This window comes from Nocardia brasiliensis (assembly GCF_011801125.1).
Taxonomy (GTDB): Bacteria; Actinomycetota; Actinomycetes; order Mycobacteriales; family Mycobacteriaceae; genus Nocardia; species Nocardia brasiliensis_C.
Window position 1 is genome coordinate 7,633,782 of sequence record NZ_CP046171.1, and the last position, 23,176, is coordinate 7,656,957.

Annotated in this window: 18 protein-coding genes and 2 pseudogenes; 10 read left to right on the forward strand and 10 right to left on the reverse strand. The window is 68.6% G+C overall.

Annotation, left to right across the window (positions count from 1 at the left end; genetic code table 11):
* The first annotated feature begins 145 nt into the window (after nt 1–145).
* Together F5X71_RS35055 and F5X71_RS35060 are read left to right on the forward strand one after the other, a co-directional pair.
* On the forward strand, nt 146–895 hold the full coding sequence (locus F5X71_RS35055) for a crotonase/enoyl-CoA hydratase family protein (RefSeq protein WP_238816081.1): 750 nt from the start codon (nt 146–148) through the stop codon (nt 893–895).
* Between the two features lie 176 nt (nt 896–1,071).
* The gene (locus F5X71_RS35060) at nt 1,072–2,178 is read left to right on the forward strand and encodes a DUF4185 domain-containing protein (protein ID WP_167465841.1); all 1,107 of its coding nucleotides are present in this window, start codon (nt 1,072–1,074) and stop codon (nt 2,176–2,178) included.
* 115 nt (nt 2,179–2,293) lie between these two features.
* On the opposite strand, the pseudogene F5X71_RS37350 reads toward F5X71_RS35060, so the two are convergent.
* Nucleotides 2,294–2,568 (reverse strand): annotated as a pseudogene (locus F5X71_RS37350) (transposase); the annotation flags it as partial.
* A 60-nt stretch (nt 2,569–2,628) separates the two neighbouring features.
* Between F5X71_RS37350 and F5X71_RS35070 the strand changes: the two are divergent.
* Both F5X71_RS35070 and F5X71_RS35075 read left to right on the forward strand, forming a co-directional pair.
* Nucleotides 2,629–3,312, forward strand: coding sequence for a class I SAM-dependent methyltransferase (locus F5X71_RS35070; protein WP_167465842.1), 684 nt, complete (start codon nt 2,629–2,631; stop codon nt 3,310–3,312).
* 128 nt (nt 3,313–3,440) lie between these two features.
* Nucleotides 3,441–3,671, forward strand: coding sequence for a hypothetical protein (locus tag F5X71_RS35075; protein ID WP_167465843.1), 231 nt, complete (start codon nt 3,441–3,443; stop codon nt 3,669–3,671).
* Between the two features lie 18 nt (nt 3,672–3,689).
* Here the strand turns inward: F5X71_RS35075 and F5X71_RS35080 are convergent, their stop codons facing one another.
* On the reverse strand, nt 3,690–4,286 hold the full coding sequence (locus F5X71_RS35080; RefSeq protein WP_167465844.1) for an alpha/beta hydrolase family protein: 597 nt from the start codon (nt 4,284–4,286) through the stop codon (nt 3,690–3,692).
* Nucleotides 4,287–4,512: 226 nt separating this feature from the next.
* On the opposite strand from F5X71_RS35080, the gene F5X71_RS35085 reads away from it, so the two are divergent.
* Nucleotides 4,513–6,348, forward strand: coding sequence for an acyl-CoA dehydrogenase (locus F5X71_RS35085; RefSeq protein WP_167466972.1), 1,836 nt, complete (start codon nt 4,513–4,515; stop codon nt 6,346–6,348).
* Between the two features lie 66 nt (nt 6,349–6,414).
* On the opposite strand, the gene F5X71_RS35090 is transcribed toward F5X71_RS35085, so the two are convergent.
* Nucleotides 6,415–7,527 carry a GGDEF domain-containing protein gene (locus F5X71_RS35090; RefSeq protein WP_167465845.1) on the reverse strand — a complete coding sequence of 371 codons (1,113 nt, stop codon included), beginning with the start codon at nt 7,525–7,527 and terminating at the stop codon, nt 6,415–6,417.
* A 373-nt stretch (nt 7,528–7,900) separates the two neighbouring features.
* Nucleotides 7,901–10,090 carry a VanW family protein gene (locus F5X71_RS35095; RefSeq protein WP_167465846.1) on the reverse strand — a complete coding sequence of 730 codons (2,190 nt, stop codon included), beginning with the start codon at nt 10,088–10,090 and terminating at the stop codon, nt 7,901–7,903.
* 331 nt (nt 10,091–10,421) lie between these two features.
* Here F5X71_RS35095 and gnd point away from each other — a divergent pair, with 331 nt between their 5' ends.
* Entirely contained in the window at nt 10,422–11,450 is a 1,029-nt protein-coding gene (gene gnd, locus F5X71_RS35100; protein WP_167465847.1) for a phosphogluconate dehydrogenase (NAD(+)-dependent, decarboxylating), read from the forward strand.
* Nucleotides 11,451–11,602: 152 nt separating this feature from the next.
* Here the strand turns inward: gnd and F5X71_RS35105 are convergent, their stop codons facing one another.
* Nucleotides 11,603–12,928: a lipase family protein gene (locus tag F5X71_RS35105; RefSeq protein ID WP_167465848.1), complete on the reverse strand. Its 1,326-nt coding sequence runs from the start codon at nt 12,926–12,928 to the stop codon at nt 11,603–11,605.
* Between the two features lies 1 nt (nt 12,929).
* Nucleotides 12,930–14,201 (reverse strand): hypothetical protein, encoded by a 1,272-nt coding sequence (locus F5X71_RS35110; protein WP_167465849.1) that lies wholly within the window; start codon nt 14,199–14,201, stop codon nt 12,930–12,932.
* Between the two features lie 567 nt (nt 14,202–14,768).
* Between F5X71_RS35110 and F5X71_RS35115 the strand changes: the two are divergent.
* Nucleotides 14,769–15,254: pseudogene (locus F5X71_RS35115) on the forward strand (SDR family NAD(P)-dependent oxidoreductase); the annotation flags it as partial.
* 108 nt (nt 15,255–15,362) lie between these two features.
* Here F5X71_RS35115 and F5X71_RS35120 read toward each other — a convergent pair.
* Entirely contained in the window at nt 15,363–16,685 is a 1,323-nt protein-coding gene (locus F5X71_RS35120) for an acetyl-CoA C-acetyltransferase (protein WP_167465851.1), read from the reverse strand.
* A gap of 282 nt (nt 16,686–16,967) precedes the next feature.
* Between F5X71_RS35120 and F5X71_RS35125 the strand changes: the two genes are divergently transcribed.
* Both F5X71_RS35125 and F5X71_RS35130 read left to right on the forward strand, forming a co-directional pair.
* Nucleotides 16,968–18,326, forward strand: a complete 1,359-nt coding sequence (locus tag F5X71_RS35125) for a 3-oxoacyl-ACP reductase (RefSeq protein ID WP_167465852.1) — start codon at nt 16,968–16,970, stop codon at nt 18,324–18,326.
* Nucleotides 18,326–19,192 (forward strand): MaoC family dehydratase, encoded by an 867-nt coding sequence (locus F5X71_RS35130; RefSeq protein ID WP_174817196.1) that lies wholly within the window; start codon nt 18,326–18,328, stop codon nt 19,190–19,192. Before F5X71_RS35125 ends, F5X71_RS35130 begins: the two co-directional genes overlap by 1 nt.
* A gap of 93 nt (nt 19,193–19,285) precedes the next feature.
* Here F5X71_RS35130 and F5X71_RS35135 read toward each other — a convergent pair whose 3' ends face one another.
* The 3 genes from F5X71_RS35135 to F5X71_RS35145 all read right to left on the reverse strand — a co-directional run bounded on the left by F5X71_RS35135 (nt 19,286) and on the right by F5X71_RS35145 (nt 22,409).
* The gene (locus F5X71_RS35135; RefSeq protein WP_167465854.1) at nt 19,286–20,434 is read right to left on the reverse strand and encodes a DUF5685 family protein; all 1,149 of its coding nucleotides are present in this window, start codon (nt 20,432–20,434) and stop codon (nt 19,286–19,288) included.
* Nucleotides 20,435–20,559: 125 nt separating this feature from the next.
* Nucleotides 20,560–21,159 carry a TetR/AcrR family transcriptional regulator gene (locus F5X71_RS35140; RefSeq protein WP_167465855.1) on the reverse strand — a complete coding sequence of 200 codons (600 nt, stop codon included), beginning with the start codon at nt 21,157–21,159 and terminating at the stop codon, nt 20,560–20,562.
* A gap of 98 nt (nt 21,160–21,257) precedes the next feature.
* The gene (locus F5X71_RS35145; RefSeq protein ID WP_167465856.1) at nt 21,258–22,409 is read right to left on the reverse strand and encodes a glycoside hydrolase family 3 N-terminal domain-containing protein; all 1,152 of its coding nucleotides are present in this window, start codon (nt 22,407–22,409) and stop codon (nt 21,258–21,260) included.
* A gap of 160 nt (nt 22,410–22,569) precedes the next feature.
* On the opposite strand from F5X71_RS35145, the gene F5X71_RS35150 reads away from it, so the two are divergent.
* A complete protein-coding gene (locus tag F5X71_RS35150; protein WP_167465857.1) occupies nt 22,570–23,058 on the forward strand; it encodes a universal stress protein in 489 nt (162 codons plus the stop codon).
* Nucleotides 23,059–23,176 lie beyond the last annotated feature (118 nt).

Genomic DNA, 23,176 nt, shown 5'->3' on the forward strand with positions numbered 1-23,176 from the left:
GCGGCGCCCACGGCAGCAGGCGGGCTACGCAGTTACCGTCAACATTGACGGTAACTCGGGTTCGATTAGAGCAGAGTCCACCCGGCCGGGCAATGCCCACACCCTCGAACTGACTCACGGGTAAGATCCGGGCATGGGCACCAACATCGCGCTGCGCTTCGACGGGGATCGCGCCTACGTCACCCTCGACCGGCCGGACAAGCACAACGGCCTGACCGTCGACATGCTGCGCGCGCTGATCGATACCGCGCACACCATCGCGAAACGCGACGACGTGCGCGCGGTGATCGTGTCCGGCAACGGCCCCAGCTTCAGCAGCGGCCTCGACATCGCCAAGACGGCGGGCGATCCGCTGGCCATCGTGCGCGCCTTCGTGCCGCTGCCATGGCGCGGCACCAATGTCTTCCAGGAAGCCTGCTGGGCCTGGCGTCGGCTGCCGGTTCCGGTGATCGCGGCCGTGCACGGCCGCTGCTACGGCGGCGGGCTGCAACTCGCGCTCGCCGCCGACTTCCGCTTCGCCACCCCGGACGCCGAGTTCTCGGTGATGGAGGCCAGGCACGGGCTGGTGCCGGACATGACCGGCGCGGCCACCCTGTCCCGGCTGATCGGCGTCGACAAGGCGCTGCTGCTGACGATGACCGCCGACACCGTCGATGCCGCCTACGCCGAACGGATCGGCCTGGTCACCGAGGTCACCGCGGATCCGGTCGCCGCGGCGGACAAGCTCGCCGAGCGGATCGCGACGCGCTCGCCGCATGCCGTGGCCGGGGCCAAACGACTGTTCGACAAGGCCTGGCATGCCTCCGCCCGGCGCACGTTCGCCCTGGAACGGGCGACGCAACTGCCGCTGATCCTGCGGCTGGCCACCAACCGCGGCAAATCAAGCGCCGACTGAGGTCCGACCGGTAGTTCCCGGGCGACCGCCGCCCTTTCCACGAGATCACTGCTAGCATTTCCCGGAGATTTGCCAGCCAGTCGAATTGTGGTGCGTTACACACCGCGAGGGGTCTGTGTATCGCGGAAGTCTGTGTATCGCATTGCGTTCGGCGTGATTTCGGAGGGCGCACAGACTTGAACAGAACCACGGCCGTCCTGCTTACCGCGTTGGTGGGTGTTTCAACCTTGCTGACTACAGCGATTACCCCGGCCAGCGCCGACCCGAACACGATCAATCCGATTCCGGTGCTCAACGGCAGCAACGGTCTGCCCAATCTCGTCGGCCGATCCAGGGCCGTGTTCCAGATGACCGGCATGGCCAGCCCGAACAACACTCAGGCCTACAACGTGCTCGGCACCGACCTCGGCATCATGTGGGACAACGGCAAGGGCGAGCTGCTCACCGCGTTCGGCGATACGGCGGGCATCGGCTTCCCCAACCTGCTGGCGGGCAGCATGTGGTCCTGGCGCTCCAACATTCTTATGCGCAGCCACACGACGAACCCGGTCAACGGCATCTATTTCGACAGCGTGGTGCGCGATGTTTTCGGGCAGGCACGCGATCTCATCCCGAGCCCGAAAATTCCGTTTCTGGAGATTAGCCGCATTCCCACCGCGGGCATTTCGGTGGGCGATGTGCAATTCATGAGCCTCATGTCCGTCCGCAGTTGGGACGAGGTCGGACAGTGGAGCACCAACTTCTCCGGCCTCGCGGCCTCCGGCGACAACGGCGAGACGTGGGGCGAGTTGCCCGCCACCCGGCGCCCGAACGAGGGCGGCAACGGCAACTTCCAGATGAACGCCTTCCTGAAGGACGGCGGGTTCATCTACGAGTACGGCACACCGCCGGGCCGCAACCATTCGGCCTATGTGGCCCGCGTTCCCGAGGCACAGATCACCGACCTCAGCGCCTACGAGTACTGGGACGGCAAGGACTGGCGGCGCGACGACGTGAACGCCGCGGTGCCGATCATGTGGGGCGTCGGCGAGCTGTCGGTGATGTACAACGCCCATCTCGGCCAATACATCTCGCTCACCACCGACCCGTTCAACTCGGTGGTGCTGCGCCGGGCGGAGACGCCGGCCGGGCCGTGGAGCGACCCCGAGGTGCTGATCGATACCAGGGAACTGCCGAGCGCGTACGCGCCATCGATCTTCCCGTTTCAGACCGGCCGTGATCTGTACTACCTCACGACCGTGCACAGCCAGTACAACGTGCTGCTCATGCGCACGCAGCTCTAGCGTTTCGCGCCACCCGGACACCGACGATCCGGCGCGGTCCTTGACCTCGACCCGAGTTCACCTATGAGGCTGGATCGCGTCGGATCGTCGTTGTTCGGGAGTTTCCATGACCGCGTCAAGCCGCAGCACTGGTCGGGGCTGGTGCCTCGCGGGTGAAGGTGCGGCTGTCGCGGACCAGGGCCCATACGAGGTCGACCAGGCGGCGGGCCAGTGCGAATCAAGGCTTGGGTGTGGATCTTGCCTTCGGATCGTTTGCGCTGATAGAAGGCGCGATGGGCCGTTCGGGCGTTGGGTGCTCGACAGGGCGGCCATGTAGAACACTCGTCGCAGGCCGCGGTGGTAGCGGATGGGCCGGTGCAGGTTGCCGCGCACACGTCCGGAATCGCGGGGGCACTGGTTGCCGGAGACCGAAATCGCGGGGTAGCCGTGCGCGTCAATAGACTCGCGCACATGGACGCGACCGAGTGGGACGAGCGCTACGCCCAATCCGAATTGGTCTGGGGCGCGCCACCGAACAGCACCGTGGTGGAGCACGTCTTCGGGCTGGAGCGGCGCACCCCGCTCGCGCCGGACCGCACGGGCCAGGTCCCCGAGTTGCCCCGCGCGCTGGACCTGGCCTGCGGCGAAGGACGCAACGCGCTCTGGCTCGCCACCCATGGCTGGCAGGTCTACGCCGTAGACTATTCTCAGGTCGGGGTGGACAAGGGCCGGACCATCGCCACCCGCCTGTCCCGCTCGGTACGCAGCCGGATCACCTGGGAATGCGCCGACGTGACCGAACTCGAGACGGAAGGTCCGTTCGAACTCGTCCTGATGGTCTTCCTGCACCTGCCCGCCGAACAGCGCCGCACCGTCCTGCGACATGCGGCCGAGCTGCTCGCGCCCGAAGGCACCCTGCTGGTGCTCGGCCACGACACCACCAATCTCACCGACGGCTACGGCGGCCCCAAGGACCCGAGCGTCCTGTTCACCCCGGACGACGTAGTCGCCGATCTCGCGCCCGCCATCGCCGCGCATCGCGTCCGCATCCGCCTGGCCGAGCGCGTCGCGCGCCCGACCGAGGGACGCGACGCGATCGACGCCCTGGTCATCGCGACCCGGCCCGCCGCGCCCGAACTCGAAGCCGCGGAGTGAGCGACCACCCTGTGCCACAACCGCTTTCGTGCTGCCACCGATAACGCGGCCACCGGAATAAGGGGCGTGCCGACGGCTGCCGCGCTGGCTACCGTGACGTGACCCGATCCGTCCGTAGGAGTTGTTCGATGCGCCGTACCTCGCTGAAAGTCATTGCCGCCGTTACGTTCACGCTGGCGGCAGGAGCCGGGGTCGCGCATGCCGCACCCGGGATTCCGCTGGAGCCCGCACCGCACGGCCAAGTGAGCCCCGTCGGCAGCGAGGCAACGCCGATCGGCGTCTCGCCCGGCTCGAGCGACGCCGCGTCGCTGGCCTGCCTGCTGCAATCGCTGTCCGCGGGCGCCAAATACTGCCTCTGAGTCGGCGACCGCTATCGGCTACGCACACCAGCGCCGCAGCCACGGGGTGACGGTGTCGGCGATGACGTCGAAGCCGGTGCGGAACGAATGCGGTTGGCCCGCGATCACGACGACCTGCGCGGCATCGGCCGCGTCCGGTACGCCGAACGGGTCGCTCCCGCCGTTGATCACGACCACCTCGACAGGCCCGGCCGCCAGCAGTTCGGCGCGCCGGGTCTTTTCCGGCTTGCCCGGCGGATGCAGCGGAAACGACAGCGCGAGCACACCGCGCGCGTCGGCCTCGACCGCCGTCCGGCAGGCCACCCGCGCGCCGTTGCTGCGGCCGCCCTGGACGAGCGGCACGCCTGCGACCTCACGGCGCAACGCCGTCACGATCTCCAGCCACGCCTGGTCCTGCTTCTCCGCCGAGCCCGGCGCCCGCCGCCCGGCCACCCGATACGGCTGCACCACCCTGGCCACGGCACCGCCGAGTGCCACCGCGCGCTCGCGCACCGCGAGCAGGTCTTTCGCGTCGACACCGCCGCCGGAGCCGTGGGTGAGCAGCAGCAGGAAGGTGGGTCGGCGCGGCCGGTCGAGCTCGATCTCGGCCGGTCCGGCACTCGTCTCGATGCGCACAGCTCACCGTAACCAACGCACCGCCGCGGACGCCGTCGCCGCGCGCGTCGCTGTTTTCCGCGTCACATTGCCCGCTCGAGCCTTTGCCAGCCCATTACCGGTCGGTAATATGGTGCCTAAGTTACCAGCGAGTAGCATGCGGAAAACCGGCTACCGGTGGAGCGACAAACGGGCGGGAACGGCTAACCAACCGACCGCACCAACTCAACGGAGAGTGAGTACCGACATGGGTCACTACAAGAGCAACGTCCGCGACCTGGAGTTCAACCTCTTCGAGGTCCTCGGTCTCGGTTCCGTCCTCGACAGCGGCGCCTACGGCGACCTGGACACCGACACCGTCAAGGAGATGCTGAACGAGGTCCGCCGCCTGGCCGAAGGCCCGCTCGCGGACTCGTTCGCCGACGCTGACCGCAACCCGCCGGTGTTCGACCCGAACACCCACACCGTCTCGATTCCCGAGTCGTTCAAGAAGTCCTTCCGTGCCCTGCAGGAAGGTGGCTGGGAGAAGCTCGGCCTGCCCGAGGAGCTGGGCGGACTCGGCGTCCCGCGCACTGTGCACTGGGCGATCAGCGAACTGATCCTCGGCGCGCAGCCCGCCGCGTACATGTACGCCGCCGGCCCCGGCTTCAACACCATCTTCCACAACAACGGCACCGACGAGCAGAAGAAGTGGGCCAAGATCGCGATCGAGCGCGACTGGGGCGCCACCATGGTGCTCACCGAGCCCGACGCGGGCTCCGACGTCGGCGCGGGCCGCACCAAGGCGATCAAGCAGGAAGACGGCAGCTGGCACATCGAGGGCGTGAAGCGCTTCATCACCTCCGCCGATGCCGACGACATGTTCGAGAACACCATCCACCTGGTGCTGGCGCGTCCCGAGGGCGCCGGCCCCGGCACCAAGGGCCTGTCGCTGTTCTTCGTGCCGAAGTTCCACTTCGACCGCGAGACCGGTGAACTCGGCGACCGCAACGGCGTTTTCGTCACCGGTGTCGAGCACAAGATGGGCCTGAAGGTCTCGGCCACCTGTGAGCTGACCTTCGGCGGCCACGGCATCCCGGCCAAGGGCTGGCTCGTCGGCGAGGTGCACAACGGCATCGCGCAGATGTTCGACGTCATCGAGAACGCGCGCATGATGGTCGGCACCAAGGCCATCGCGACCCTGTCGACCGGCTACCTGAACGCGCTCGACTACGCCAAGGAGCGGGTCCAGGGCGCCGACCTGACCCAGATGACCGACAAGGCCGCGCCGCGCGTGACCATCACCCACCACCCGGACGTGCGCCGCTCGCTGGCCAGCCAGAAGGCCTACGCCGAGGGCCTGCGCGCGATCTACCTGTACACCGCGGCCCACCAGGACGCCGATATCGCGCAGCTGGTCTCGGGTGCGGACGCCGATGTCGCGTTCCGCGTCAACGATCTGCTGCTGCCGATCGTCAAGGGTGTCGGCTCCGAGCGCGCCTACCAGTACCTGACCGAGTCGCTGCAGACCTTCGGCGGTTCCGGCTTCCTGCAGGACTACCCGATCGAGCAGTACATCCGCGACGCGAAGATCGACTCGCTCTACGAGGGCACCACCGCCATCCAGGCGCAGGACTTCTTCTTCCGCAAGATCGCCAGGGACCGCGGCGTCGCGCTGGCGCACGTGGCGGGCCAGGTGCAGAAGTTCATCGATTCGGAGGCGGGCAACGGCCGGCTGAAGGGCGAGCGCAAGCTGCTCGCCACCGCGCTCGAGGACGTGCAGGCCATGGCGGCCACGCTCACCGGTCACCTGATGGGCGCCCAGGAGAACCCGTCCGAGCTGTACAAGGTCGGACTCGGTTCGGTGCGCTTCCTGCTCGCCGTCGGCGACCTGCTGATCGGCTGGCAGCTGCTGCGTCAGGCCGAGATCGCCATCCAGGCGCTCGACAACGGCGCCACCGGTGCCGACGAGTCGTTCTACCAGGGCAAGGTCGCCGTCGCGCAGTTCTTCGCGCGCAACATGCTGCCGGAGCTGACGGCCACCCGCACCGTGCTGGCCAACCTGGACAACGACATCATGGAGCTGGACGAAGCGGCGTTCTGACAGACGCTCGGTGATGCGGTAACGACGAAGCGGCCCGGATTCGATCCGGGCCGCTTTTTCATTGCCTCACAAGGTGTTCGACACCACCGACGCATCCGCCACCACCATGTTCCCGCCCAGCTGCTTGGCGCGATACATCGCCTCGTCGGCGTTGCGGAGCAGGCGATAGGCCTGCGCGGGGTCTCGGGTGCCACGGGCGACGACCACGCCCACGCTCGCGGTCACCGCGATCGTCTCCGCCGGTTCGGCGGCTGCGGCCCGCACCGGTATCGGCTCGGAGACCGCGAGCCGGACCTGCTCCGCGGCCGCCTGCGCGGTCTGCTCGTCGAGCCTGCCGAAGATCACGAATTCCTCACCGCCGGTACGCGCGACCAGCGCGGGCGAGCCGAGCACGGCCCGCAACCGCCCAGCGGTGCACACCAGGACCTGATCGCCGACGCCGTGGCCGAAGCGGTCGTTCACGTCCTTGAACCGATCTATGTCCAGCGCGATCGCACAGACCGGCGCGTGACACCCCGAGCCGATCAATTGGGCCAGGCGCAATTCCAACCCGCGCCGATTCAGCAAGGTGGTCAACGGATCTCGGACCGCGTCCTGTCGCAGCACCCAGAAGCAGAATTGCATCGACGGGAGCAGCAGCACTCCGCACGCCACCATCATCAGCACGATGGCGACGCCGAGCATCGGGTCACCGCCCTCTGCCACCATCCGGCCCGAGAGCAGCAGGGTCGAGAACATCGTCCAAGCCGCATGCACGGCAAGCACTTTCGCATTGTGCATGACCGCCAGATAGCCACCGGTGACCACCAGCAGAGTCAGCCCGACCGCGCCGTAGACGCGATTGGACTCCTGCAGGTTCGCCACCGTGATCCCGACATCCGCGCCCCCGAACAACAGCAGCGATTCGATCCGCGACGGCCACGGCAGCAGCCACCAGCGCAGCGCCCAGTACCCCGCGAACGCGACGATGACCCAGTCGAGCGTCCGGCCGACTGTGTCCGGTGGACCGCCGTCAGAAGTCAGGGCCAGCACGGCGATGCCCATGAGCAGCACACCGCCCGCGCCGACGACCAGCTTCAGCCAGCGCACCGCCGGGTAGGCGTCGAGCGCACGCGCCAGCCAGGCATAGTCGGCAGGATCGCGCCACCAGGCACGGAACATCGCGACAGCATCGGGCACACCGCTCACCACCTCGCTCGTAGAGGTTTCGGATTGCATGCGACAAGCGCGGGACCACGGCATCGGGATCCCGCCAGCTACCGAAAGTAGTGTATGGCGCGCGCCGCGTGGTCGCACCCGCTGGGTCGGGCGGCGTCGACGTCGATTGTCACGCCTCACCACTGGTCAGCCGGATATTTGTCAGCTTGCCCCACCGCCGCCGGGGGGGACGCCGAGCGCCGCGCCGACCGTTTCGCCGGAACCGGCGCGCTCGCGCGTGAACCCCCGGCAAACGACGCGTGGCGCCACCGGCCAGCCGGTGCACGACCGGCCGGTGGCGTAGATCCGCGCGGCGGACCGCAGGGTGTACGGACCGAGTGGGCGAACTAGGAACTCACTCGCACTTCACGACGGGGATGGGGTCGTATTTGACGGTGCGGGTGGTGCGGGAGACCTCTTTGCCGGTGCGGCGGTCGGTGATGACGCGGGTGTCGGAGATCGTGAAACCCGGTGCGCCCTCGGAGGCGATGCAGTCCTTGCCCTTCGGCAGCTTGATGGTGGTCGGCTCGGTCGGCTTGCTCTTGTCACCGGTGACCGACTCGACGTTGAGCGTCTTGGTACCCCAGAGTCGAACTGTCACTTCGGAATCCGTGGCCACGGCCTCGATGAGCACGCCGGTCGGGGTGTTGTTGCGGAAGCGCAGATCGATGGCGCCGTCGAAGACGGTCGCCTCGCGCGCGGCCGGGTAGCGGGAGATGTAGTAGCTGTGCTCGGTGTGGCCCGCGTCCTCCAGGCCGGCGAAATACGCGGCGTTGTAGAGGGTGGTGGCGAATTGGCTGATGCCGCCGCCGACGGCGGTGCTCGGTCTGCCGTGGTCGATGATGCCCGATTCCACGTATCCCTCCGCGGTACCGCGCGGGCCGGTGAACTCGTTGAGCGAGAAGGTATCTCCCGGCTTGACGACGGCGCCGTTGACCTTCTTGGCGACCACGCGGATGTTCACCCCGGAGGGTCCGCTGAATCCGTTGGTGGTGAACGAGCCCATGGTCTCGACCACGCCGAGCCCCTGGGCGGCTTCGGTGGTGAGCTTGGGCTCGACCTTTTCGTAGACCGCCTGCGCGGTGCGTTCCCCCGGCGCGGCCAGCAGCGCCGAGTACTGCTCCAGCGTCTTCGGCCAGTTGATCTTGTCGCCGACCACGGCGGGCACCACGGTGGGCTTGCCGCCGGTCAGCGCGAAGGTCGCGTCCTTGGCCTCGATCTCGGTGGCCGCCAGCTGCGGCGCCAGCACCCCGATCGCGACGTTCTGATCCACCGCGAGGGCCAACCCGCCGTTGCCGTCCGGTGCGAACGACAGCGTGGTCGCGATCTGCTCGGGGTCGAGCGTGGCGGAGGCCCCCTTGCCCGCGAAGGTGATCGGCGCGCGCACCGCGGGCTCGGCCACGGTGCGCAGGGCCGTCTCGACCGCTTCGGGTCGCACCTGCAGCGGCGCGGGATGCACCGGCAGATCCACCGTGACACCGGTGATCCACTCGTCGATGAGATCCTGCCGCGCGGCGGCGATATCGAGCACGCGTCCCGGCACCGGCGCGACGGCGACGGGTCCGGCCTTGTCGAACGCGATGGTCCCTTCGACCGAGGGACGGTCGTGCACGCGCAACGCGTTCAGCTGCCGTTCCAGCGCCAGATCGTCGACCACGCTGACGACCGGGACATCGCGCGCGCTGAAGAGCGAGGTGAACCGGGTGATCGGATTGAGCGGCTGCCCGCCGACCCGCGCCCAGGTGCGGTCCCAGTCGACCGAAAGGCCCGCGGCGCTCGGAATCATCCGGGTCTGCACGTCGCCGATGCGCAACGGCAGCTCACGTTCGGTGCGCGGGCCGAGCTCGGCGCGCAGGCGCTCGTCGGCCGCCGCGGTGCTCATCCCGCCGACCTCGACGCCCGCGACGACCGTGCCGCGCGGCACCTCGCCCGCGGACAGCGCCAGATCGATTCCGTACCCGATGCCGACCACCGCGAGCACCGCGCCGACCGTGATGCCCGCGCGCCGCAGCGTGGCACGGTCGAAGCGCTTCGGCGGCGGACCGGAGATGGGACGCCGCGCGGGCGGGCGCGGTGCGGGCGGCTTGGCGCGCTGGGTGCTCGATGCGGGGGTGGCGATCCGCAACGGCTCGGTGGGCGCCGAGTCGATGCCCCACTCCGGAGCCTGATTCGGCTCGTACGGAGCCGGATTCGGCCCGCTATGGGCCGGGTTCGCTTCGTACGGCGCCGGGCTCGCGCCGGGCTGGGCCGGGCTCGCGCCGGGCTGGGCCGGGCTCGCGCCGTGCTGGGCCGGGTTCGAGCCGTGCTGGGCCGGGGGTGCCGCGTACGGTGCCGGGCTCGCGCCGTGCCTGCCGGAGTTCGATTCGTACGGAGCGGGGTTCGCTTCGTACGAAGCCGGATTCGGTGCGGCGGGGTTCGCCCCACCGGCGTCCGCCCCGGGAGCCCTGTTCGTGCCGTTCGCCTGGGCCGCCTCGAGCAGCTGGCGTAGACCGACCTCGCCGCCCGATTGTCGGCCGCGGCGTCCGGTGCTCGACTGGCTCGTCACGAACCGTCCTCCCCGTTCGGGTGTCTTCGGGAACCCGCCCGGTGCGAGTCACCCGCCAACGATAATGCTCCGTCCCGACACCGTCCGGCCGACGCCGAGGGCAGCTAACCGCCCGCAAAGCCTCGGGTGGAACACGCAAAGGGCCCCGCGCAGTTGCCGGGTCGGGGGTCTGGCAACTACGCGGAGCCGATCTGATTATCGGCACGGCGCACCATGCGTTACACAGTCCGGACAAATTCCGCGCGCACCGGCGCGCGACAATCGAGGACGACCTCTCACCACCAGGGCTCGCGGAGCCTCCGGACGGCGTCGCACACACGAGGGAGATGGAATGCAGCTGGGAATGATCGGCCTAGGTCGGATGGGCGCCAATATCGTGCGCCGCATCGTCAGGGACGGGCACACCGCGGTCGGCTACGAGCGGCGCCCCAAGGCCATCGACGAACTGCGCCAGGAACTCGGCGACGACTTCCAGGGCAGCACCGATCTGACGGAGTTCGTGCGGGCCCTGCAGACCCCGCGGGTGGTGTGGGTGATGATTCCGGCCGGCGCCACCGGTGCCGTCATCGACGAGGTGGCCGAGCTGCTCGAGCCAGGCGACATCATCATCGACGGTGGTAACAGCCGTTATCACGAGGACATCGCCCGCGCCGAGCGGCTGACCCCGAAGGGCATCCACTACGTGGACATCGGCACCTCGGGCGGCGTTTTCGGTTTGACCCGCGGCTTCTGCCTGATGATCGGCGGCGAGCCGGAACCGGTGCGCTATCTGGATCCGCTGCTGCGCTCCATCGCGCCCGGCGTCGAGGCGGCCGAACGGACCCCGGGGCGGACCGGGGAACCGTCACCGGCCGAGCAGGGCTACCTCCATTGCGGCCCGGCGGGCGCGGGCCACTTCGTCAAAATGGTGCACAACGGCATCGAGTACGGCGCGATGGCCGCCTACGCCGAGGGCTTGAACATCTTGCACAAGGCCAACTTCGGCGCCGAGCACACCGGCGAGTTCTCCGCCGAGGAGACCCCGCTCGAGCATCCCGAGCACTACCGCTACGACCTCGATATCGCGGAGGTGACCGAGGTGTGGCGACGCGGGTCGGTGGTCGCCTCCTGGTTGCTGGACCTCACCGCGAGCGCCCTCTACGCCGACCCGAACCTCGATTCCTACAGCGGACGGGTCTCGGATTCCGGTGAGGGCCGGTGGACCCTCGACGCCGCGATCGACACCGGCGTGCCCGCGCCGGTGCTCGCCGCCGCGGTATTCCAGCGGTTCTCCTCGCGCGGGGAATCGGTGTACGCGGACAAGATGCTCTCGGCGATGCGCAAGGCCTTCGGCGGGCACAACGAGCTGCCAGGAAAGTGAGCGACGGCCGCGGCCCCGCTGGTGCGGGCGCCGCGGCCGTCGGCACGCGATCAGAAGCCGGCGGCCTGGGCCATCAACTTGGCCACCGCGAGCGGGCCGAACCAGAACAGATAGTTGAGTCCATAGAGAAATGCCATGGTAGCCAGTCCTTTTCAGTCGAAGTTACGGTCGATCCAGTCGATCGTCTGCATACCGAACAGGTCGGTGCCCCAGCCGTAGATGTCGGTGAGCATCCGGACCATGCTGCAATCGGTCGGCTGGTAGGTGACGTCGGCGCCACCAGCTCGATAGATCTCGGCCAGGTCGCGCGAGTCCTTGGCGGGCACCAGCGACATCGGCGAATCGTCGGCGGCGCAGGAGGTGATGGCCACCTTGGCCTTCGGTGTCCCGGACCGGCCGAGCACATTCTCCTCGAACGCGTGCTGGAACGCGGGCTCGTCGGCCGGGCTGAGTCCGGAGTTGAACAGCGTGTTCAGCGGCAGGAACGGCAATCCGAAGTACGCGGGCGTCTGGCACTGGGTGCGGAAGGCGTTGGCCAGCGCGACGCCGGCCGGGTTCAGCTTCTCGTTCACCCGCATGTCGGGGTACGCGGGCTCCAGACCGAGCAGGGTCGCCAGCGCGAAGCCCGAACCCACCGAGCCGTCGGCGACCCGCATGAAGTTGCGCGGGTTGACGACCATGCCTTCCAGCACAGCGGATTTCACGTCGAGCTCGGGCGCGTAGGTCGGCTGCAACTCGGCGGAGAACGCCGCGCCGACCCCGCCGCCCGCGATGCCGAACAGCGAAACCTGCGCCTTGGGATCCAGTCCGGCCTCCCGATAACCCAAAGCCGCACGGACACCGTCGAGTTGAGCGTGCGCGGCGAACTTGCCCGCGAACACGCCGTGCGGCTTGCGATCTCCGTCGTTGCCCACGTCGGAGATCATCACCGCGTAGCCCTTGTCGAACATCAGCGCCAGCGGACCCAGCGCCGACCACGACGAGCCGTCCAGCGGGTCACCGCCGGTCCACTGCGTGCTCGGATGACAGGACCAGCCGACGCTGTCGTTGGCCTCCTGGTAGGAGATGACCTTCTTCTCCCCCACGGGCGCACCATGATCGGGGATCATCAGAATGCCGGTGCTGATCATCGGCGTGACACCGTCGATGCCGGTGGTCACGTACATCAGCTTGTACGCCTCGATGTCGGGCGGGGTGATGCCGAGGAACATCACATCGACCTTCTTGGCCTTCAGCAGCGTGCCCGGCTGTTCGGCGCCGGTCAGCGGCGGTTCCTCGTAGAACGGATCGTTGGCCAGCAGCGCCTGGAAGGCCTGGTCCGGGGGAACCGGCTGCGCGTTCTGGATCTGCCCGACGACGAAGCCGTTGAAGACCCGGTCCAAGCCGGGCGTGCCCTGCGGACCAGGTTCGGCCCCCGCGTTTCCCGCGGAAAGCAGCAGGGCGGTGGCCGTCGCGATGGCCACGGTCAATCGTTTCATCTCAGCGCACCGCCATGGTCTCGATCGGGGTCACTTGCAGTTGCCGCGCCGCCGAGTCCAGCAGCTGCGGGATGTTGAACAGCGGACGATGCGACTCCATCTGCACCTCGTACGGCGTGCGCATCACGGCTTCCAGTGCGGGCCAGTTGTTCTCGACCTGGAACTTGTATTTGGGCAGCAGTTCGGAGGTGATGTAGTCCCACCGCGCGTCGAACTCCGACCAATTCCAGTCCGGCAGCGGCAAAGTCAGCAGCCCCGGGCGACCGTCGGCCATGGTGACCGGAATGCGCACCGGCCGGAACTCGCGCGGCGGCGCGACGCCGGCGACCGACGGCGAGCCCGCCGCACCGCTGACGTAGGTGACCGCCTCACCGACCACGCCCTTGTAATTGCGCGTCGCGTCCCACTGGTCGCGAATGGCCCAATACTGTTCGCGGCGCAGCAGTGCCGCGTTGCCCGCCGCGATCCGGTCCGCGTCGCCGGAGGCCACATCGCGCCATGCGCCCATCACCTCGCCGTCGAAAAGCCCGGCGGCCTGGAACTCCTCGAGCGCGGACAGTCCCTCGGTGACGTACGCGTCGTGCATCGGCATCAGATCCGAGAAGATGTTCTTCTGCATCACCAGGATCATCCCGATGAGGTAGTGCAGGTCGGCGGGTGTGATCTGCGGGCCCGCCGCGGCAAGCGCGCGCAGCCCGCTCGGAAGTTGCGCCACCGCTTGCGGTCCCGCGGCCTGCTCGACCGCGGCCAGCACGCCGCGCGCGGACTCCGAGAGGCCGGGCAGGCTGTAGATGTTGCTCATCAGCTCGAAATCGACGAGGCCGCCGCCGAAGTCGGCGCCGACCTGCCCGCCCATGCCCGCCCACTGCAGTTCGCGATGGTTCAGCTGCAGGTCTTCGTAATAGCGGTAGGACTTGATCAGGTTGGCGCGGTTGGCCTCCACGCCCGCGCGCGGATCCCAGGACCGCAGGTCGATGCCCGCCTTGCCGGTCGCGTCGACGAGCCAATACTGGTAGAGCAGCGCCGCATACCTCGTCGGCGCGACGCCTTGGGACCGTGCCTCGTCGAGCAGCTCACGCAATTCGGCCGCGTCGTAGGGCAACTCCGGGTTGACACCACCGGGCCCGCTCGCCGCGTCCCGATTCACCAGCGGTAGATCCAGGTAGCGAGTCACCTCGTCGGCCGCACCCGCCGGGGCCGCCGCGGCGAGTCCCAGCCCCACCGCGGCCGTCAGGGCCATGGCGGTGGTGCGCAGCGCAATACCGATTCGCATCAGCTGTTCAGCCTTCCTCTCTGCGTGCTCGGATAGAGCAATTCGTTGAGCGAAGAGATGTCTTTTCAGTAGCTGCGTGTCTGTAGAGCGGTGACAAAACGCACGTTTAGCCACCGGGTACCGCTAGCACAGTAGGTGACGTGCAGGTAAACACACAGATCAGCCCCACCGCAAGCGTCCATATGACCGATCCACAGCAGTCGAATAAAAGGTGTAACACCAAAATTGCCTGCTAGTAGCTACAAAAACTTTGAATTAATACAGTGAAATGCGACAAATGTGGTGTCCGACATTCATGACAAACCTCACAGCCGCACACCCCCGGGCATCGCGATCGCCGAGATCTACCCGAATCGCACTGTCCCAGACAGAATGGGTGGACGGGACCGCGACGCCCGGTCCGGATAGTGGGGCATGGCTGAGCCACATGTGGTGCGCAACGGCGAGGTCGACATCGCCGTCTACGAGAGCACACCGCGGTACCCACCCAGATCATCGTCGGCACCCGCGATCCCGCGGTGCGGCACTCGAGCCTCGCCGACGAGGACCGCCGGGCCGAACAGGTTTGGCGGGCAGGGCAATGCCTACGAACTCGATGTCTCCGACGAATCGGCGGTGCGCAAGCACGCCGACGACGTGCTGCGCGAGCACGGCGTGCCCGACATCCTGATCAACAACGCGGGCACCGGGCAGACCGGGCGCTTCCTGGACACACCGGCGGCCGACTTCGATCGCGTGCTCGCGGTGAATCTGCACGGAGACGTCAACGGCCGCAGGGCTTTCGCCGGCGCGATGGTCGAGCGCGGCGCGGGCGGACACATCGTGAATCTGGCGAGCATGGCGGCCTACACCCCGCAGGCGTTCAGCGCCTACTGGACGAGCAAGGCCGCGGTGTTCATGATCTCCGACTGCCTGCGCGCCGAATTGGCGGGCAGCGGAATCGGAGTCAGCACCATCTGCCCGGGCATCGTGCACATCGACATCGTCCGCAACACCATGATGTCCGGTGTCTCGGCCGACGAGGAGTTACGCGGGCAGCAGCGCTACGACCGGCTGGTCCGATTCGCCGCTGCCAGAACAAGTTCGGTGCGCTGAACGCAAAAGGGTGTTCGGCCGGATCATCCGGCCGAACACCCTCGGGCAGTTGCTGTTTCGCGCGTGCTACCGCTCGATGATGGCGACGACGCCCTGGCCGCCCGCGGCACAGATGGAGATCAGCGCGCGGCCGGAGCCCTTCTCCGCCAGCATCTTCGCGGTCGAGGCGACGATGCGGCCGCCGGTCGCGGCGAACGGGTGCCCCGCCGCCAGCGACGAACCGTTGACGTTGAGCTTGCCGCGGTCGATCGAGCCGAGCGCGCCGTCGAGGCCGAGCCGCTCCTTGCAGTAGGCGTCGGACTCCCACGCCGCCAGCGTCGCCAGCACCACCGAGGCGAACGCCTCGTGGATCTCGTAGTAGTCGAAGTCCTGCAGCGTCAGGCCGTTACGGGCGAGCAGGCGCGGCACCGCGTAGGTGGGCGCCATCAGCAGGCCGTCGGGGCCGTGGATGTAGTCGACCGCCGCGACCTCGCTGTCCACCAGGTGCGCGAGCACCGGCAGCTTGCGCTCGGCGGCCCACTCCTCGGTGGAGAGCAGCACGGCCGAGGCACCGTCGGTGAGCGGGGTGGAGTTGCCCGCGGTCATGGTGGCGTCGCCCGCCTTGACGCCGAACACCGGCTTGAGCGTGGCGAGCTTCTCGATGGTAGAGCCGGGACGCAGGTTGTCGTCACGGGTCAGGCCGAGGAACGGGGTGACCAGGTCGTCGAAGAAACCGCGGTCGTAGGCGGCCGCCATGTTCTTGTGCGACAGGTAGGCCAGTTCGTCCTGCGCCTCGCGCGCGATGCCGAACTCCTTGGCGGTGATGGCGGCGTGCTCACCCATGGACAGCCCGGTGCGCGGCTCGGCGTTGCGCGGGATCTCGATGCCGAGCATGCTCGGACGCAACTGGCCGACCAGCTTGAGCCGATCCTTGTTGGACTTGGCGCGGTTGGCGTCGAGCATCCACTCGCGCATGCCCTCGCTGACCCCGATGGGCGCGTCCGAGGTGGTGTCGGTGCCGCCGCCGATGCCCGCCTCGATCCGGCCCGCGGCGATCGCGTCGCCGACGGTGACCACCGCCTGCAGGCCGGTGCCGCAGGCGAGCTGCAGGTCGTGGGCCGGGGTGTAGGGGCTCAGCGTGCTGCCGAGCACGCTCTCGCGGATCATGCCGTGCTCGCCGACGCGCTTGAGTACGGCACCGCCGACGACCATGCCGAGCCGCTCGCCCTGCAGGCCGAAGCGGCTGACCAGGCCGTTCAGCGCGGCGGTGAACATGTCCTGGTTGGACGCGTGGGCATAGGCCTTGTCGGAGCGAGCGAACGGAATCCGGTTGCCGCCCACGATCGCGACCGGGCGGGCGGTCTTACCGGTCTTGGCGGTGCTCTTCGCCGAACGGGATTTGGTTGTCACTCGAGTCTCCAGGTCTCGTTGGGGATGTCCGGCGCTTCGGAGTCCGCGTGGAAGTCTCCACAGATCGGCGCCCCGTCGCGATTGGTTTACATTAAACTTACTCTGGAGTAAGTTTGTTGTCGACACCGTACCCCCGCAAATGTGCGTGAGCAGAGCGAATGCCGGGGGAACCGGCAGACCCGAGTACAGCATCGCGGCGTGAGCGACAGTCCCGGAGGCGGTAGCTTGCGTAACGGCACCGGGACCGTGCACGCCGCCGACCACACAGAAAAGGTAGGAACAGTGGCAGCCAGCAAGAGCAAGGGTGCGCCCAACCTCTATGGATCGTTCGTACACTCCTCCCCGGGTCAGTTCCTGGCGAGCAAGCTCGGGCTGCCGCAGCCGGAGAACCTGCGTCGCTACAAGGCAGGCGAGCCAGCGCTGCCGGGTCCGGTGCTGCTCGGCGGTAAGGGCCGGGTCGCCGAGCCGCTGCGCACCCTGCTGACCGACTACACCTTCGCCGATTCGGCGAGCGCGGGCACCAAGTACGGCGCGCTGGTCTTCGACGCGACGGGCATCGGCTCGATCGAGGACCTCTCCCAGCTGTTCGAGTTCTTCCAGCCCGCCATGCGCAGCATCGCGGCGTCGGGCCGCATCGTGGTCATCGGCACCACGCCGGAGCTGGCCGCGTCGGTGGACGAGCAGATCGCGCAGCGTGCGCTCGAGGGCTTCACCCGCTCGGTGGCCAAGGAACTGCTGCGCGGTGCCACCGCACAGCTGGTCTACCTGCACCCCGAGGCGTCGACCGCCGCCACCGGCCTGGAGTCGACCCTGCGCTTCCTGCTCTCGGCCAAGTCGGCGTTCGTCGACGGCCAGGTGATCCAGGTCGGCAAGGACGACGCCACCGCCCCCGCCAGCTGGGATCGCCCGCTCGACGGCAAGGTCGCCGTGGTCACCGGCGCCGCGCGCGGTATCGGCGCGACCATCGCCGAGGTCTTCGCGCGCGACGGCGCGACCGTGATCGTCGCCGACATCCCGGCCGCCGGTGAGGCGCTCTCGCAGACCGCGAACAAGGTCGGCGGCACCGCGCTCGCGCTCGATGTCACCGCGCCCGACGCCGCGGAGAAGCTGGCCGAGTTCGCCACCGAGCGTTTCGGCGGCATCGACATCGTGGTGCACAACGCGGGCATCACCAGGGACAAGCTGCTCGCCAACATGGACGAGGGCCGCTGGAACTCGGTGCTGAACGTGAACCTCGCCGCGCCGCACCGGATCACCGAGGGCCTGGTGGCGCGCGGTGCGCTGAAGGACGGCGGCCGCGTGATCGACGTGTCCTCCATCGCGGGCATCGCGGGCAACCGCGGCCAGACCAACTACGGCGCGTCCAAGGCCGGTGTCATCGGCATGGTCAACGCCGAGGCGCCGAAGCTGGCCGAGAAGGGCATCACCATCAACGCCGTCGCGCCCGGCTTCATCGAGACCGCGATGACCGCCGCCATCCCGCTGACCACCCGCGAGGCGGGCCGGCTGATGAGCTCGCTGCTGCAGGGCGGCCAGACCGTAGACGTCGCCGAGACCATCGCCTACTTCGCCAGCCCGGCGTCGAACGCGGTGACCGGCAACATCGTTCGGGTCTGCGGGCAGAGCCTGATCGGAGCATGATGACCCAGATGATCACGCTGACGGAACCACCCAAGAACGGCCCGCTCTACCTCAAGGCCGCGCTTGGCGCGGTGCCGCTGCCGCTGGTCTCGGCGCGCAAATCGACACTGCCGGATCGGGCGATCCAGCTCGACGGGCTGCAGGTGGATCCCGATCACCTGGCCGCCTACTGCCGGGCGACCGGGCTGCGGTTCAGCGACGCACTGCCGCTGACCTACCCGTTCATCCTCACCTTCCCGATCGTGATGCAGCTGGTGGTGCAGCGCGACTTCCCGTTCGTCGCGGTGGGCGCGGTGCACGCGGAGAACCTCATCGAGCGCACCCGCGACATCTCGGTGAGCGAGCCGCTGGACATCAAGTCCCACATCGAGAATCTGCGCGAGCACCCGAAGGGGCTGCTGGTCGACGCGATCAGTGAGATCAGCGTCGGCCGGGAACTGGTCTGGCGCCAGGTCACCACCTTCCTGCACCAGCAGCGCACCTCGCTCTCGGGTGGGCCGAAGCCAGAACCCAAGCCGGAAGAGGCGGCCCCGCCGACGCAGCGCGTCTGGAAGATCGATCAGAAGACGATCACCCAGTACGCCGCCGCGTCGGGCGACCACAACCCGATCCATGTGTCGAAGCTGGGCGCCAAGGCGCTCGGGTTCGCGCGGCCGATCGCGCACGGCATGTGGTCGGCGGCGCACATCCTCGGCGAGATCGAGGGCCGGGTGCCGTCGAAGGCCACCTACGCGGTGAAGTTCGGCAAGCCGATCCTGTTGCCCGCCAAGGTCAATGTGTACACCGACCAGGTCGAAGGCGGCTGGGATCTCGCGCTGCGCAACCCGAAGAAGGGGTACCCGCACCTCACCGCGACCCTGCGCTGAGACACGAAACCCACTGAGCCGCATCCCTTTCGAGGGGTGCGGCTCAGTTCGTTTCCGCGCGGCTACGCGGCGGGCGCCGTGCCGCGGGGGTGCTCAGCAATCACAACCGCAGCAGTCGCAGTCGCAGCAATCACAACCGCCGCAGTCACAGCCACCGCAGTCACAGTTCTTGATCCAGGCGTCTTTTCGTTCGCCGGTGCACGGCTGGGTGTGGTCGGCGCAGCACGCGTAGCCGGTGCAGTAGGCACCGAGGATCAGGGCGAGCGACTCACCGACGCCGGGACGCCTTGTCGGCTTCTGATAGCCGCTGCGCTGGGCACGCGGCGCGTCCTCGGCGCTGACGCCGCAGCTGTGCGCGACCGCCGCGCCGACACCGCGCGTGAGCTTGCGCAGCACCGAGGTCAACGGGTCGAGCAGCATCCAGCGCACGGTCGGCACCTGGTCGAGCTCGGCGTCGGCGACCGCGTCGCGCAGCCGCGCATCCGATTCCCGGAGCAGCTCGTAGGCCTGCGGCATGGTGGTGCCGGTCGCCGCGAGCGGATTGAACCGGCCGCGCGCCAGGTCGCGTTCGTAGTCCTGCACCGCGTCGGCCAGGTGCGCGATCCGGCCGAACTGCCGGCCTGCCGCGCGCAGCGCGTCAACGTTCTCCGGGCGCTCGGCCAAAACCGCTGTGTGCGCGAAGAATTCGGAGGCGCAGAGCTGGGTGGGCAGGGTAAGCGCGGCCAGCGCGTCCGTCCGGTCGACGGCCGCCAGCTGCTGCGCCGCCCGCTCCAGCCGCGCCTGTTCGCCGAGCGCGGCGAGCAGCGGATCCACATCCAGGCCGATCCGGCGGGCGCTCGCCCGTGCCTGCCCGGCCCAGCGGGCCGAGGTCCGCGCCAGCGGGGCGCGGGCCAGTGCGGCGGCATCACCGTCGTCCACGTGGTCCCGAATCTTGGCCGAGGCCAGCAGCAGTGACGCCGTGCTCGCCAGGCGTACACCGGGCGAATCCGCTGCCGCGACGGACGCGCGCCGCATGCCGCGCAGCGCACACCGCCCGGCCTCGGTGCGCCGCTGCGGGCCGCCCGCCTGCGCCTCGGTGAGCACGCTCAGCACGATCGCGTCCACATTGGTTGTGGCACGGGCCAATTGGCCGTGCTCGTCGCGCAGCCCCAGACACAGCCCGCACAGGTGGCTGCGCCACTGCGCCGCGTCGATGCCGTACTTTGCCGCCCCGTGCGCACACGGCCTGAGCAACCCGAACAACTTCCCGCCCCTTTTCCCCGGCTCGTTCGTCGAAACCGGTCTCCGCGTGGTGATCCCCCGAACTCTGACAGGCCGTGCGCACCGCGGCAACCGCTACCGCACGGTTACCCACCAGCGTGGTGGCGCTACTCCGTCTTCTTGCGCCCGGCCAGACCACGCCAGGCGAGATCGTCGAGCAGGTCGACGGCCTCGCTGACCTCGATCCGCCCGCTGGCCACCCGATCGGCGATGGCCTCGCCCGCGCCGATCACCGCGACCGCGACGACGTCGAAGTTGGTGCCGGGCTCGGGGTGCTTGGCGCTGGACTCGAGCAGTTTGGCGGTCAGTTCGATGAACCGTTCCCGCGCGTTCTCGATCTCCGAGGCGAAGGCTTGCTGACCGATGGCCTGCCGGTAGAGCACCTGCCACGAGCGCCGGTTGCGGTCGACGTAGCCAAGGAAACCCTCCAGCGCGACCCGCACCTGTTCGTGCGGGGACAGCTGCGGGTTGCCCGCGGGAACCACCGATTCGATGAACCGCATGCCCTCGCGCTGGATGCAGGCGCGGAAGAGTTCGTCCTTGGAGCCGTAGTACAGATACAGCATCGGTTTCGAGATCTTCGCCTCGGCGGCAATGGCATCCATCGACGTATCGTGGAAGCCTTTCCGCGAGAACACCTCGACCGCGGCGTCGAGCATCTGCTGCTCACGAACCGCCCGAGGAAGTCGCTTCGTTCCGCCCGCCATCCGCTCTCCTACCACAGGTGAATCTCATATATTACTCCAAGGTAAGTTCCGCGGGTCGGATTTGCTCTCCAGTCGCGGAACCAATACCTCCGCGCGCCTCAGCAGCGCGGTAACGCGCCCTTGAACGCCGCCATCCGCAACACCGAGGCGTCGACCTGCGCGACGGGCAGCCGTCCCGCCGTCACGGCCGCCTCGAGGTGGTCGAGCACCGCCGAGACCGCGTCCGTACTTATCCACAGGGCGTTGTCGGCCCCGGCGACCAGCGCGGCCTCCACCGCGGCTTCGATGGACAGCCGATCGGTGATCGCGGCCATGCCGCTCAGGTCGTCGGTGAAGATCGGGCCGTTGAACGGCGCGGCACCGTAGCCGGTGCCCTCCCGCAGCAGCCGCATCGCCTCCGGGCTGATGCTGGCCGGCACGTCCGGCGTGGTGAGGCCCGGCACGTCCAGGTGGCCGACCATCACCCCGGCACCGGAGCCGACGAGGTCCCGGTACGGGACGAGATCGACGGTGCGCAGGCGCTCCAGCGGCGGCGTGCGGACCGCGCCGCGATGCGAGTCGCCCGAGCCGGAGCCGTGGCCGGGGAAGTGCTTCATGACCGTGCCGACCCCGACCTCGCGCATGGCGCGGATGTAGGCATCGGCGTAGCGGGTGACCACGGCGGGGTCGTCGGAGAAGGAGCGGTCGCCGATGACCGAGTCGTCGGGTTGCGCGCTCACATCCACATCGGGGGCGAAATTCACCGTGATGCCGATGTCCTTCAGCGCACGGCCCCTGGTCAACGTCGCTTCGTAGAACTGCTCGGGTGTGCTGCTCTGCGCCGTGGTCCTGGCCGAGGGCGCGGGGCCGATCAGATACCGGACGCGCGAGACACGTCCGCCCTCTTCGTCGATGGTGACCATCAGCGGCGCCTTGGCGGCCTGCTTGACCTGCTCGATCTGCCCGGCGCCGAGCAGCGAAGGATCGGTCCAGCCGCCGATGAAGATGCCGCCGACCTGCTCGGACCGCACCACATCCATCGCGTCGGCGCGGCCGGTGACACCGACGGTCAGCAGTTGCGCCAGCTTCTGCCGCAGCGTGAACTGCGCGAGGTAGCCCGCGGCGCAATCGGGCTTCGGGGTCGAACTCGGCTGGGCGACGGTCGCGGGAGTGCTCCCGGTCGCAGGCGTCGGGTTGCCGTCGCCTCCGCTCGAGCAGGCCGACGCGACGGCGGCCAGCACCACGAACACGAGCAGGGGCGTCTTCCGCATGACGATCAACGGTACTGTTCGCGCGCCGTTGCGGCACGGTCGGGTTGGCTGCCGGACCCTTTCCGAGTGGAAGGTCCGATCCCGCGCGCCAGCAGATGAACCGGCGTTTCCCACGGTAGCCTTGAGCTATAGCCGGGAGACTCCCCGCAGGAGGTCCATCGTGCCGTGCGATCTGATGCTCATTGCCTACGACGGTTCCGAAAACGCCAAGCGCGCCATCGAATACGCGGGGCGATTCCTCAGCGCGGACAGAGCCGTCGTGCTGACCGCGTGGGAGCCGATGGTGCGCCAGGCCGCCCGCCTGTCCGGACTGTCGGGGGTGATGCAGCCCGAATGGGTGCCCGACGAGGAAGTCGAGGACATCGCCTACGTCGACGCGCGCACCATCAACACCGAAGGCGTGCGCCTGGCCAAGCTCGCCGGGCTCAACGCCGAGGCGCGCACCGCGGAATGCACCACGACCATCTGGAACGCGATCGTCGAGTGCGCCGACGACCTCGATGTGGACATCATCGTCGCGGGCACCAGGGGCGCCACCGGCATCCGCGCCCTGATGCACAGCAGCGTGGCCGACGCCGTACTCAAGCACTGCCACCGTCCGGTGCTCATGGTGCCGCCGGGCAAGGAGCCGGCGAGCAAATCCCGCTGACCCGCGCCGAGTGCGCAAGTGGCTACGCGCACAGGGGAATCGAACCCGGGCGCGGTGCGGCCGTGAATGCGGTCACGCGGGCCGTCGCGGCGGTCCGAGCGGGGTTAGGGTCGAGAGA

Bases quoted from the DNA above. Each gene is read 5' to 3' on its own strand.
- F5X71_RS35130 (WP_174817196.1), top strand. From the start codon at position 18,326: ATGACCCAGATGATCACGCTGACGGAACCACCCAAGAACGGCCCGCTC.
- F5X71_RS35075 (WP_167465843.1), top strand. From the start codon at position 3,441: ATGCGCCGTACCTCGCTGAAAGTCATTGCCGCCGTTACGTTCACGCTG.
- F5X71_RS35070 (WP_167465842.1), top strand. From the start codon at position 2,629: ATGGACGCGACCGAGTGGGACGAGCGCTACGCCCAATCCGAATTGGTC.
- F5X71_RS35105 (WP_167465848.1), bottom strand. From the start codon at position 12,928: ATGAAACGATTGACCGTGGCCATCGCGACGGCCACCGCCCTGCTGCTT.
- F5X71_RS35085 (WP_167466972.1), top strand. From the start codon at position 4,513: ATGGGTCACTACAAGAGCAACGTCCGCGACCTGGAGTTCAACCTCTTC.
- gnd (WP_167465847.1), top strand. From the start codon at position 10,422: ATGCAGCTGGGAATGATCGGCCTAGGTCGGATGGGCGCCAATATCGTG.
- F5X71_RS35110 (WP_167465849.1), bottom strand. From the start codon at position 14,201: ATGCGAATCGGTATTGCGCTGCGCACCACCGCCATGGCCCTGACGGCC.
- F5X71_RS35145 (WP_167465856.1), bottom strand. From the start codon at position 22,409: ATGCGGAAGACGCCCCTGCTCGTGTTCGTGGTGCTGGCCGCCGTCGCG.
- F5X71_RS35140 (WP_167465855.1), bottom strand. From the start codon at position 21,159: ATGGCGGGCGGAACGAAGCGACTTCCTCGGGCGGTTCGTGAGCAGCAG.